This window comes from Mucilaginibacter sp. GW821-FHT07G05, assembly GCF_059418565.1.
The window spans coordinates 214,812-228,088 of the sequence record NZ_JBWKQC010000006.1 but is presented as its reverse complement, the minus strand read 5'-3'; the positions used below and the strand labels follow the sequence as shown (position 1 = coordinate 228,088).

Annotated in this window: 10 protein-coding genes; 4 read left to right on the top strand and 6 right to left on the bottom strand. The window is 45.1% G+C overall.

The genetic code is table 11. The annotated features are described in order from the left end of the window. Positions 1-84 precede the first annotated feature (84 nt). Positions 85-576, top strand: a complete 492-nt coding sequence (locus AC07NA_RS16735; RefSeq protein ID WP_494898746.1) for an Lrp/AsnC family transcriptional regulator — start codon at positions 85-87, stop codon at positions 574-576. Here AC07NA_RS16735 and AC07NA_RS16730 read toward each other — a convergent pair whose 3' ends face one another. From AC07NA_RS16730 to AC07NA_RS16710, 5 genes are all read right to left on the bottom strand, one after another. Beyond that, entirely contained in the window at positions 577-1,035 is a 459-nt protein-coding gene (locus AC07NA_RS16730) for a GNAT family N-acetyltransferase (protein ID WP_494898745.1), read from the bottom strand. 188 nt (positions 1,036-1,223) lie between these two features. Further along, entirely contained in the window at positions 1,224-3,935 is a 2,712-nt protein-coding gene (locus AC07NA_RS16725; protein ID WP_494898744.1) for a PQQ-dependent sugar dehydrogenase, read from the bottom strand. 168 nt (positions 3,936-4,103) lie between these two features. Continuing rightward, a complete protein-coding gene (locus tag AC07NA_RS16720) occupies positions 4,104-4,448 on the bottom strand; it encodes a hypothetical protein (RefSeq protein WP_494898743.1) in 345 nt (114 codons plus the stop codon). 356 nt (positions 4,449-4,804) lie between these two features. Then, positions 4,805-5,674, bottom strand: coding sequence for a YitT family protein (locus tag AC07NA_RS16715; protein ID WP_494898742.1), 870 nt, complete (start codon positions 5,672-5,674; stop codon positions 4,805-4,807). Further along, positions 5,674-6,225, bottom strand: a complete 552-nt coding sequence (locus tag AC07NA_RS16710; RefSeq protein WP_494898741.1) for an HD domain-containing protein — start codon at positions 6,223-6,225, stop codon at positions 5,674-5,676. Before AC07NA_RS16710 ends, AC07NA_RS16715 begins: the two co-directional genes overlap by 1 nt. Positions 6,226-6,598: 373 nt before the next feature. On the opposite strand from AC07NA_RS16710, the gene AC07NA_RS16705 reads away from it, so the two are divergent. From AC07NA_RS16705 to AC07NA_RS16695, 3 genes are read left to right on the top strand one after another with little or no spacing between them, the layout of a single operon-like run. After that, positions 6,599-7,909, top strand: coding sequence for a sensor histidine kinase (locus AC07NA_RS16705; protein WP_494898739.1), 1,311 nt, complete (start codon positions 6,599-6,601; stop codon positions 7,907-7,909). Positions 7,910-7,923: 14 nt separating this feature from the next. Beyond that, on the top strand, positions 7,924-8,304 hold the full coding sequence (locus tag AC07NA_RS16700) for a response regulator (protein WP_494898738.1): 381 nt from the start codon (positions 7,924-7,926) through the stop codon (positions 8,302-8,304). Then, complete coding sequence (locus AC07NA_RS16695) at positions 8,304-9,347, top strand: adenylate/guanylate cyclase domain-containing protein (RefSeq protein WP_494898737.1); 1,044 nt, start codon at positions 8,304-8,306, stop codon at positions 9,345-9,347. Before AC07NA_RS16700 ends, AC07NA_RS16695 begins: the two co-directional genes overlap by 1 nt. 82 nt (positions 9,348-9,429) lie before the next feature. Here the strand turns inward: AC07NA_RS16695 and purL are convergent, their stop codons facing one another. Next, positions 9,430-13,095, bottom strand: a complete 3,666-nt coding sequence (gene purL, locus AC07NA_RS16690) for a phosphoribosylformylglycinamidine synthase (RefSeq protein ID WP_494898736.1) — start codon at positions 13,093-13,095, stop codon at positions 9,430-9,432. Positions 13,096-13,277 lie beyond the last annotated feature (182 nt).

Here is a 13,277-nt window from a genome sequence, read left to right as displayed (position 1 = left end):
TATAATTATTTTTTAATAATTATTTGGAACAAAATTTATAAATTGGATAAACGAAAAGAACAAAAGTATTCTTTGCCATAAATTATGACATCAGCAAAAGAACAAACTAAAAAGGTGCCCGTGCCGTTAGATGAAAAAGACCACGATATATTGCGTTTACTGGAAACCGATCCCAAGCTAACCGTGCGTGATATTGCCGCCAGGATCAACTTAAGCGCCACGCCCACCCACGAGCGTATAAAAAGGCTGGAAAAAACAGGCGTAATTAAGCACTACGCGGCCATATTGGATAAGCGCATGGTGAACAAAGGCATTATGGTAATTTGCATGATCACCCTGCGCGAGCATAATAAAAAGGCGGGTGCCGAATTTATCAACGCCGTAATGCAATTTAAGGAGGTGCTGGAATGCTACAATATTTCGGGCGACTTCGATTTTATGCTCAAAATAGTATCAGAAAGCATGGATAGCTACCACGATTTTTTTGTGAACCAGTTGGGTGAAGTTGCCGGTCTTGGGCAAACCAAAAGTATTTTTGTGATGGATATTATTAAGGAAACCCATCAGCTGCTATAGTTATTTAGCAGCCGGATCAAGGATCATTTCAACGTGATCGATACCGTCTTCATCGTAAATTTCGCCTTCTTCAACAAAGCCTAAACCTTCGTAAAACTTTTTGGCGTAAAGTTGCGCCCCTATGCGGATAGTTTGATTACCGTATAAATTAAAGCAGGCATCAATAGCTGCCTGCACCAAAATTTTGCCCATGCCCGTACCCCTTACCGTGCTGCCGGTAACAATTCTGCCGATGGATGCCTCGGGGTAGGAGATACCCGCCGGTACAACGCGCGCGTAAGCCACCAATTGATCGTTTTTATAGAGCAGCAGGTGATGGCACTTCTGATCCTTATTATCCATATCCAGAAAAATGCAATTCTGCTCCACTACAAAAATCTCGCTACGCAGGCGCAGCATCTCGTAAAGCTCTGTTGGGGTTAACTCGTTAAAGTGTTTAAAAACCTGTACCGTATCCATAAGGTAAAGCTATAAAAAAAGATGAGCGGTAATATTGCCCAATGCAATTTTACCGCTCATTTCTATACTTGTCATTGCGAGGTACGAAGCAATCTCGTCGCGTTAAGTCCCAATCGCTGTCATTTCAGCTTTGACAACTTTTTGAAAGTTGTCAAAGCTCTCTAATCGCCGTCACAAGTTACACACCACTATTCCTTATCAGCAAACCGAATCCCGTTTAACCGCAACGGAGCACCGTTAAATACCAGGTACAAATCGGTTACTCCCGCTGCACCTGTTAGCGGTATGTTTACCGATTTCAGATCGGTATAAGTACCTGTATACTTACCCAGCAATTTGCCCTGTGCCGAGCCCGAATAAACTTCGATATTGCCTTTAGCCGCAGCATCCTTTACCGGGTTAACAAGTAATTCGAGATGATTAATATCTGTCAAATCGATCTTTTTAAATTTCAGCGCGGCGTTTTCGCCTTGCGGACGTGCAACCGTACTATCGCGGTTAAATGCAAAATTGGTTGATTCGACCACTTGCGATACCGGCAATAGCGGGCTGTGCAATACCATTATTTTCTCGCTCATTTGCGCCGGGGCCAGTTTGCTGCCCCTATCCGTGTAAGCGGCACGGAGTATAAAGGTACCGTCGGGATTATCACCCTCTGGCACAATCGGGGTGTAAGTGCTGCGTACAGGTAATGATTTGGCTGCGCGCGGTGTAGTGCTCAGGCTCAATATATATTTTACAATGGCATTGGCATCACTTTCCTTTAACGCAGGGTGGGCAGGCATCATGGCATCGCCCCAAACACCCGAACCTCCGGTGATGATCTTTTTAACCAACGCGGTTTGCGCGCCGCCATCATCTTTGTATTTCTTGGCAACCTCGGTAAATGATGGTCCTAATATTTTATCCTTCACCGAATGGCACGATTTACAATCGCTTTTATTCATCAGCGCTATCGCGCCTGCGAATTGTGCATTAGCATCGGCACTTAACTGCCTTTGGGCAATATCGGTAAGGTTATATCCTTCTGATAAGTAATTGGCCGTTACCGAAACCTGTGCAGGCAATATCTTTTTATTGGCGAGACTGCCGTCTTCCTTATCGCTCACGCTTACATTGTAGGCAATGCTTTTACCCGGAAAGAAGAAACTCGAATTGCCCGCTGTTACATTGAAGTTAACCACCGGCGGTTCGTTGCCTGCTTTAATATCAATGGTTTTGCTGTTTTTAGCGCCTTTTAAATCGGTTACGGTAAGGGTGGCCTTGTACACGCCCGGCGTAGTAAAGGTCAGCGACGGATCTGCTTGTTTCAGCACCTTGTATATCGCTCCTTTTTTGGTGATTTTCCACTCATAGCTCAATACGTCGCCTTCGTCGAAATCCTTTGTTCCGGCAGATGAAAAACTCACTTTAAGCGGTACCGCGCCTGCTGTTTTATTGGCGGTTGCCTGCACCTGCGGGCGCCTGTTGCCGCCGTTAAACTCAATCTTTATCAGCTCGGCTTCGGGGTTATCCCTAAAATAACCGTTACCATATTCCAGTACATAAAGGTCACCATCGGGACCAAACTTCATATCGATAGGTCCGCGCAGTTTCAGGTCGGGTAAAAAGCGTTCCATTGATTTGTAGTCGCCGTTCTCGTCCATTTCTACCGCGTTTATCCAGCCACGTACCCAGTCGGTAATGAGCCATTTGCCCTCGTAATAGTCAGGGAAGGGGCGTTTCGCGCCTTTAAAGTCATCTTTGTGAAATATAGGTCCGCCAACGGCACTGTTACCGCCGCTTTCTAACAGCGGAAATTGCGTGTTGGTAGCCTTGCCGTACCATATAAACGCAGGCGTTGCAGGGGGGAGCTCATTTAAGCCGGTGTTATTAGGCGAATTGTTAACCGGGTGCTCGGCGCTAAAGAAATCGCCCGATTGTTTGGTAGCGAAATCATATTTGCGGTAAGCCTTGTTATCGGCCACAAAATATGGCCAGCCAAAAAAGCCTGGTTTTTTTGCGCGATTAAACTCATCGTATGATTGTGGCCCGCGTTTTTCCAAATCATCCGCTGATCCATCCGGACCAACCTCGCCCCAGTATAACCAGCCGGTTTTGCTGTCGATAGTTAAACGCCATGGGTTACGGTTACCCATGGTATAAATTTCGGGGCGTGTTTTTGGTGTTCCTTTCGGGAAAAGGTTTCCTTCGGGAATGGTATAAGTACCATCGGCCTCGGGGTGGATCTTCAGGATCTTACCGCGCAGATCGTTACTGTTCGGTGATGATTTTTGCGAATCCTGCTCTGATTTTCCGGGGCGCTCATCCAGCGGACTAAAGCCGTCAGACGCGCGGGAGAAAGTGTTATCGCCGGTGCTTAGGTACAAGTTCTTATCTTTATCGAAAACCATACCGCCACCCACATGGCAGCACTCAAAACGTTGTACATCTACCTCCAGTACCACCTTTTTTGAGGCGGCTATCAGCTCTTTACCCAACCAGGTATAGCGTACCAGTATATTCTTTGATTCGGTACCGGCAGGGGAATAAAAGAGGTAGATCCAGTGATTTTTTTCGTAATCGGGATCTAAAATTACGCCTTGTAAGCCATCCTCGGCATCAGATACCTCGCCGGTGCGGCTTACATATTTGGTGCTCACCGGTATGTCGGCTACTACGGTCACTTTGGCTGTGGCGGGGTCGTAAACTTTGAGCTTGCCTTTGCGTTCGGCATATATTACGCGGCCGTCCTTAAGTATCTGGAACTGCATGGGTTCTTCAACGCCTTGTGCCAGCACTACTTTGGTGAAACGGTTATCTTCGGGCTTTTTTGCCGTTTGGGCTACTGTGTTGAACGAAACAGATGCCGCAAGGAAAATAGTGGGCATCACTTTTGAAAAGAATGACTTTTTGTGCATTACGTGGTAAAGATTCAGAATAATTGGGTTTAAATTAATTATCCCAATAATACCGCTTTTTTTCGTTAACCCGCTAATGCAAATGGCGCATATTTAAAACGTCACAATAAGTTTACAAGCTGATAACTAATAGATTATTGTAATTACAACACTTTATAAAACGTTTAACTAAGCAACCAGATCGTACTGTTTACGGGCAGTTTTGGCAGTAGTTTTGCGTTTTTTAACCTTCAATACTTTGGTTTCGTAAGCTTGCCAGGTGGTGATGTCCATGTCAACTAAAACAATGGTATCGTATAGTCCCTGTGCCATTACTACAGGTTCGGCTTTAATGGCAAAAAAGTTATCGAAGAGGCCGGTACTGCGATCAGGCATGGAATCGAATTTGGCTGGGGTTAGCGTGGTACAAAACCTGGCCTTCTTGGTAAAAATAGAACTTGTTTTAGAAAGGCATATCTGGAAACCTTCATCTACCAGGAACTGGAGAACGGTTGGAGTGAGTGCTGTTTTCATATTGATAAGTTTGAAGGCTAAGTTAATGAATATTCCTAAAGGTTGTAAATAAAAAATGAAATATTTTCAGCTAATTGCTTCGTTATCAATTAAATGTCGTAAAAGTGGCGTAGCTGGCGATAAACAAGCTTTTTAACTGATGTTATAACGTGTATATCGGGTTAAAACGTATTACCGCGAAAAGATTTTATTGAGTTTTATAGTTTAGGAGATGCACAAAGACGCATCTTATTTTAGATTTTTTGACGCGTATGTTTTTAAGTGTGCACGATAAATTCATAGGCAATACATTACCGGCTTAAAGGCAACGGTGCCCCTAATCAGTTTAACAGAATCGTATTAAATAAAAAGAATAATTAGTGCCTTGCCCTGCGTTTAAGTACGCCGCCGGCTGCTTCTTTAATAGTGCTGGTAAATACAAAAGCCTTTGGGTCAATTTCGTGTACCAGGTTGCGCAGGCGCCTTACCTCTAAACGGGTAATTACCGTAAATACAATATCAACCGGCTGACTTATATCAAAGCTCTCTTTTAAAAAGCCGCGCTCGCCTTTGTATATGGTAATACCACGACCGAGTTCCATCACCAAACGCCTTTTAACTTCTTCGCTATCGGCAGAAATTATGGTTACGCCGGTATACTCTTCCAATCCCTCAATAACAAAACTGATGGTTCTGGAAGCGGTATAATAGGTAAGTATAGAGTATAGTGCAGTGGGTAAACCCAGATCGATAGCGGCAATGAGGAAGATGATGATATTGATACCCAGTATAATTTCGCTCACGGTAAAGCTGATGCGCCTGCCGGTATAAAGTGCCAGCACCTCAATGCCATCTAAAGCGCAACCACCGCGTATGGCCAGCCCCACGCCTATCCCCATAAACACACCGCCGAAGATGGATACCAGTAATTTATCTGACGTGATCTGCGGGTATGGGATAAATAACAGGCAAAGCCCGAGGCCTACAACCGCTACCAAAGTTTTAATAGCGAACGTGTTATTCACCTGGAATGCCCCCATAATAATGAAAGGGATATTCAGCAGAATGATCACATAAGCAATGTTAATATGGTAGATCTCGTGTATGAGTAACGACATCCCCGTAACCCCGCCATCAAAAAAGGAGTTGGGTATTAAAAAGCTTTTAAGGGCAAAACCGCAAAATAATATGCCCAGTACGGTGTAAAATACGTCGGTTATCCAGTGGGATACGGCTATCTTTTTCATTACTCCGCTAAGTTAGAATTTTGACTTTTAATCTGCTCTATATTCTGTTCTTTTTTAGCTTGCCTTAAATTTATTGCTGTTTTTGTAAAATAACGATGGTTTTCCAGAAAATCTATCTGTTTTTTATTCCACTCATTTTCGTTGGTTACCGCGCCCGTATGCGCAAGCTCCAGGTAGAGTTTATGGCTGATGGTAAAAAAATCATCACGGCCCAGGTAATCCAAATCGGCATCGGCAATAATCTGCTCCAAATGGTTGGCGGGCGACTGCGGTAAGCGGGTAGCCCTTATTATACCGCAGATCTGTTCAATTTGTGCCGGGGTATAACCGTAATTAGGCAGAGTTTTCCCGGCAATAAGGCACGATTCCTCTTCATGGCCTTCGCTCTTCACAATATGCCCGGCATCATGGTACATAGCAGCTGTAAGCAGCAGCTGTGTATCATCGGCATCAACATTTTCAAGCTGGGCAAGCTGTTTAGCCGCATTGACCACATCGCGCGTATGCTCAACATCGTGATAGGTAAGATGTGCAGGCAGTTCCCTTTGCATCTTATTCAAAATAAATTCCGCTGCCTGTTCAAATTGCATTGGGTATACATGTTTAGTGGCTAAATATAAAGGTTTATCTTAGTCATTCGGCATTTTGTCATTTGGCATTTAGTCATTGACCTTTTACCTTTCCGCCTTTCAGCTTTCACCTTTCCGCTTTCAGCCTTTTCCACTTCAAATTTGTTTATTAGCTAATATTTTAAGTTATTTATTGATAATTAACACCGACCTGCTTCTATACAATACCTCTTTGCCCGGTTTACACTTCGCCGGCACTGGATCAAGGCATTTTATACTGCTGTGTCGGCAGATAAAAGTTACAACGATAATCAACAACTTAGGTTACCTTTAGTCACATAAATAAATTGTAAGCATGTTCTTTTTTACATACCTGGCCATTGTTTTGCTGATAAGGCGCATACAAAAAGAAATTGCCTTTTTGCCCGATATTAAACTTAAATGGAACAATACGCTGCGTTCGGCCATTGGCGGTTGCATAGGGGCTTTTATTGTGCTCAGCATTTACTCGAGCGATGTGGTTAATTCGTTTATTTCGGGATTGCTGCTGCTGGGCGCTGTTTATTATTTGAGGGAGGAAGACGACTTTAAGCGATTCCAGTTTTTGGCTAAGGCACACTATCCTTTAATAATAACTACACTGCTGTCCGCCGTTGTAGAGCTTGTTGCGAGTAAGTTTTACCATAAGTACGATGATTCTTTTCAGCTGGCTAACCTGGCTGCTTTTGCCTGGATCTTTGTGCTTCGCGGCTATTCAAAAAAGCAAATGGACGAGCTGCGCGTGGCCAGTATCCGTAATAATGAGCTGGATATGATGGTGGCCGAACGTACCGCCGAGCTTACCAAACAAAAGAACGAACTGCAGCAAACCGTAAAGCTGCTTAAAGAAACCCAGGCGCAACTCATCCAGCAGGAAAAACTGGCATCATTAGGTGAACTTACCGCCGGTATAGCGCATGAAATACAGAACCCGCTGAACTTTGTAAACAATTTTTCGGAAGTAAGCGTGGAGCTGATCGATGAAATGGGTGAGGAGCTGCAAAAGGGCGATATGGAAGAAGCCATGGCTATCGCGGCAGACATCAAGCAAAACCTCGAAAAAATTCGTCACCACGGCAAACGTGCCGATGGTATTGTAAAAGGCATGCTGCAACACAGTCGTGCCAATAACAACATAAAGGAGCCTACTGATATTAACAAACTGGCCGACGAATACTTACGTCTCTCGTACCACGGCTTACGCGCTAAAGACAAAACCTTTAATGCCGAACTGATCACCGATTTTGGACAGGGATTACCGATGGTGAACATTATTTCGCAGGATGTGGGCCGGGTGTTGCTCAACCTGTTTACCAATGCCTTTTACGCGGTACAGCAAAAGCAAAAATCGCTGGGCGGCAGTTTCAGGCCCGAACTGAAGCTGACCACATCGGTAAGCGGTAAAAACCTCATCATAAAGGTTTGGGATAATGGTATCGGTATTCCCGATGCGGTGAAGGATAAAATATTGCAGCCGTTTTTTACCACCAAGCCAACCGGCGAGGGTACAGGTTTGGGGCTATCGCTTAGTTATGATATTATAGCGAAAGGCCATGGCGGCAAACTCGAAATTGATAGCAAAGAAGGCGAATACACACTGTTTACTATTATTTTGCCTGTAGCCTGATTAAAAATATTGAAATGAAAATACTGGTAGTTGACGACGAAGAGGACGTGCAATCGTTATTTTTGCAGCAGTTTCGTAAAGAGATACGCAATCACGAAGTGGAATTTGATTTTGCCCTGTCGGGCGAAAAGGCGCTGGATTATTTGAAAGATAAACATTCGGAAGTGGTGCTCATCCTGTCGGACATTAACATGCCGGGCATGAGCGGTATCGAACTGCTGTCGCGCATCAGGCACGATTATGACGCGCCCCCACCCATTGTGGTAATGATGATCACCGCGTACGATGATGAAGAGAATAAAAGGCAGGCGATGGAAAATGGAGCCAATAACTATTTAACCAAGCCGCTCGATTTTAAATTGTTAAAAGAGAACTTGAAAAACTTAAAAACATAATGGCTAAGATATTAGTAGTGGATGATGAAGCTGATCTGGAGCTGCTGGTAAAACAAAAATTCAGGCGCAAGATCAGGGAAAATGTATATGAGTTTATTTTCGCGCAAAATGGCGAAGAGGCGCTGGAAAGGGTAAAAGAACACCCCGATCTGGATATTATTCTTAGTGATATCAACATGCCCGTAATGGATGGCCTAACCCTGTTAAGCCGTCTGCCCGAAGCCAACCCCATGCTGAAAGCGGTAGTGGTATCGGCCTATGGCGACATGCAAAATATCCGTACCGCCATGAACCGCGGCGCTTTTGATTTTGTGGTAAAGCCGGTTGATTTTGCCGACCTCGACCTCACCATGGAGAAAACCATACAATACGTAAAGCAGTTGCAGGAAACCATGAAGGCCATTAAGGAGAACAACATCCTTAAAATGTATGTGGACGAAAATGTGCTCAATTTCATGACGCACAAGGAGTTTGAGCAAAGCCTGTTGTCGAACAACCTGGTTGATGCCACCGTAGTATTTATTGATATATGCGGCTTTACCGCCATTACCGAAAAGGTACCGGCCAACACGGTAGTAAAATTGCTCAACGGTTTGTTTGATACTATGGTAACCGAAATTATAGCCCACAATGGCCACGTTGATAAATTTATAGGCGACGCGGTGATGGCCGTTTTCAGGGGTGATTATCACCTCGACCGTGCTATTGAAGCCGCGCTTGCCGTTAACGCCAAAATAAACAGTGCCGAAGAGATCAACAGTGATGGTGAGGTTTACAAACCGGCCGTATCTATCGGTATCAATTCCGGAGAAATGATCTCGGGCAATATCGGTTCGGCCTCCTTAAAACGGCTCGACTATACCGTAATTGGCGACGTGGTGAATTTGGCACAACGCCTGCAGGCAGCAGCCAAGGGCGGGCAGATATTAATTACCGAAGAAGTTTACGAAAAAGCCAAAGAATCTTTCAGCTGCGAAAAAATAGGCGACGTAAGCCTCAAAAATAAATCAAAACCGGTAACTGTTTACCAGGTGGTGGCTTAAAAAAGATATTCTCTTATAACAAAAAATGCCCTGGTCAATACTGATCGGGGCATTTGTATGATTGTATGTATTTCGCTGTAGCTTATTTCGCTTTGTTTTCCAACCAATTTTTGGCGTTAACAAAAGCGGCCATCCAAGGGGTTACTTCGTCTTTGCGGCCTTCAGGGTAGTTAGCCCAGTGCCATTGGAACAATGAACGCTCAATATGCGGCATCATTACCAGGTGCCTGCCGGTGGTATCGCACATCATGGCGGTGTTATATGCCGAACCATTAGGGCTTGCCGGGTAGCTTTCGTAAGCGTATTTGGCTACAATGTTGTATTGATCTTCGCTGTATGGCAAATGGAATTTACCTTCGCCGTGTGATACCCAAACACCCAGTGTGCTGCCTGCAAGGCCCGATAGCATTACCGAGTTGTTCTCCTGCACCGTTAACGATGTAAAGATGCTTTCGTGCTTGTGGCTATCATTATGCAGCATTTTTGGCTTATCGGCATGTGTTGGGTTGATGAGGCCCAGCTCAACAAAAAGCTGGCAGCCATTACAAACGCCTACCGATAGGGTATCTTCGCGTTTAAAGAAATTCTCCAAAGCTATCTTAGCTTTCTCGTTATAAAGGAACGCGCCTGCCCAGCCTTTAGCTGAACCCAGTACATCCGAATTAGAGAAACCACCAACCGCGCCGATAAATTGTATATCTTCCAAAGTTTCACGACCCGATATTAAGTCGGTCATGTGTACGTCTTTTACATCAAAACCGGCAAGGTACATGGCGTTGGCCAGTTCCCTTTCGGAGTTGCTGCCCTTTTCGCGCAGTATGGCGGCTTTCGGGCGAGGTTTACCTGCTTCAATAGCCGGTTTTTTACCGTCAAAAGCAGCCGGGAAAGTATATTTCAGTACCTGATGTTTGTAGTTATCAAAACGTTCTTTGGCTTTAACCGGTCCACTTTGTTTTTGATCGAGCAGGTATGAGGTAGTTGCCCATACATCGCGTAAATGATCTATATCAAAAGCCCATTCGCCGGCGGCGTTTTTAACTTTTAAAGCGGCTGATGAAGTGACGTTACCAATTTTATGGTGAGCTACGTTATTAGCTTCCAACACAGCCTCAGCGGCAGCATCTGCCTGGAAAACGATACCGATGTTTTCGGCAAATAAGGTTTCAATAATATCCTGCGAACCCAATGAGCTCAGGTCGATATCGGCACCCAGATCACGGTCAGCAAAGCAAAGCTCTAACAGGGTAGTGATCAAACCACCGCTGCCAATATCATGACCTGCCTGTATATGGCCTGCCTTAATTAATTGCTGTATAGTATTAAATGTATTTTTAAATGCCGCGGCATCGGTAATGTCAGGGGTTTCGGTACCTATTTTGTTCAGTATCTGCGCGAAAGAAGAACCGCCCAGTTTATAAGTATCGCCTGATAAATTGATGTAATAAATAGCGCCGCCGCTTTTGCGTAAAACAGGTTCAACAACCGCGGTAATGTCATCGCAATGGCCGGCTGCCGATATAATAACCGTACCCGGTGCAATAACTTCGCCGTCTTTGTACTTCTGTTTCATCGATAAAGAATCTTTACCGGTAGGAATATTGATACCCAAATCGATGGCGAAAGCCGAGCAGGCTTCAACCGCACGGTATAAGCGGGCATCTTCACCTTCATTTTTACAAGCCCACATCCAGTTGGCCGATAACGATACGCTGGTTAGGCCATCTTGCAAAGGTGCCCAAACAATGTTTGAAAGTGATTCGGCAATGGCATTGCGGCTGCCCGCTGCCGGGTTAATCAATGCTGATAAAGGCGCGTGGCCTATTGATGTGGCTATACCATCTTTACCCTGAAAATCAAGTGCCATAACACCCACGTTGTTTAGCGGTAATTGCAGCGGACCGGCACATTGTTGCTTGGCAACACGGCCGCCTACGCAACGGTCAACCTTATTTACCAGCCAATCTTTGCTGGCTACGGCTTCCAGTTGTAATACTTGTTCAAGGTAAGTTGCAAGCAATGCCGGATCGTAAGTTACAGGCTCGTATTGGCGCTCAATGGTGCTATCGTGCATTACCACTTTTGGCGAGCTGCCAAACATGTCTTCCATTTTCAGGTCCATTGGTTTGGCGCCTGTAGTGGCCGATTCAAAAGTAAAGCGATGATCGCCGGTTACGTCACCAACGGTATACATCGGCGCGCGTTCGCGGTCGGCAATGCGTTGTAGGGTGTCGATATTCTCCTGGCCTATCACCAAACCCATACGCTCCTGCGATTCGTTGCCGATAATTTCTTTGGCCGAAAGGGTAGGGTCGCCTACAGGTAATTTATCCAGGTCAATTTTACCACCGGTTTCTTCCACCAGTTCCGACAGGCAGTTCAGGTGACCACCCGCGCCATGATCGTGGATTGAAATAATGGTGTTATGATCGCTCTCCACCAAGCCACGAACGGCATTGGCAACCCTTTTTTGCATTTCGGGGTTTGAGCGTTGTATAGCGTTAAGCTCAATACCCGAGCCAAAGGCACCGGTATCGGCCGATGATACTGCCGCGCCGCCCATACCAATACGGTAATTGTCGCCGCCCAGTATCACAATTTTATCATCAACCTGCGGGCTTGCTTTGGCAGCTTGGTCGGCTTTGCCGTAACCAATACCACCTGCCTGCATAATTACCTTATCGTAACCCAATTTTCTTGAGTTTTCCTCGTGCTCAAAGGTAAGCACCGAGCCGGTAATAAGCGGCTGACCAAATTTGTTACCAAAATCAGATGCACCGTTTGATGCTTTTATCAATATATCAACAGGGGCCTGGTATAACCACTGGCGCTCTTGCACGCCGTTTTCCCATGGCCTGTCTTTCGCTAAACGCGATAAGGCCGTCATATAAACAGCGGTACCGGCCAAAGGCAACGAACCTTTACCACCTGCCAGTCTGTCCCTGATTTCGCCGCCCGAACCGGTTGCCGCGCCGTTAAAAGGCTCAACAGTGGTTGGGAAGTTATGGGTTTCAGCTTTTAATGATATTACCGATTGAAAATGTTTTATTTCGTAGTAAGCAGGTACATCGGCACGTTCGGGTGCAAATTGCTGTACTACCGGGCCCTTAACAAAGGCCACATTATCCTTATAGGCCGAAACAATGCCGTTAGGATTGGTTTCGGATGTTTTACGGATCAGTTTAAATAGCGATACCGGTTGCTCTTCGCCATCAATAACAAATTTGCCGTTGAATATTTTGTGGCGGCAATGCTCGGAGTTTACCTGCGAAAAGCCGAATACTTCCGAATCGGTAAGTTTACGGCCCAGTTTGGTTGCCAGTTCGTTCAAATAAGTAACCTCTTCGTCGCTTAGCGATAAACCCTCTTGTTTGTTATAGGCCGCGATGTCGTCTATTTCAAGTATGGCTTCAGGCTGCAGGTTAATGGTATAAATATCCTGGTTAAGCTCTTTGTATTTTTGCGATAGCATAGGGTCGAAGCCCGAGAAATCGGCATCAACCTTAGTAAATTCTTCTATCCTCAAAATGCCGTGGATATCCATATTCTGGGTTATCTCTACCGCGTTGGTACTCCATGGTGTGATCATGGCAGCGCGCGGACCCACATAAAAGTCGTTTAATACACCGGCTTGCTCTAATTGAGCGCCCCCGAATAACCAGCTTAATTTTGAAATATCTGATGGTTGGAGCGATTGTTCCATCTGTACGGCAAATACGATACCTGCCTTATTTGAAAAGAAATAGATCATGGTACTAATTAAGGCGCAAAGGTACGGTAAAAAGTAATAAAATTACGCTGGAAAAGCGGGAAATGTTAAGGCAATTTCATAATTGTTAACACTGGCTTTATTTAGCGCGTTGAGGCCATAATTTGCTGAATTTGCGATTAATTCCGGATGAAAAAAATACGCCGCCTTGTTATTAAGGCGGC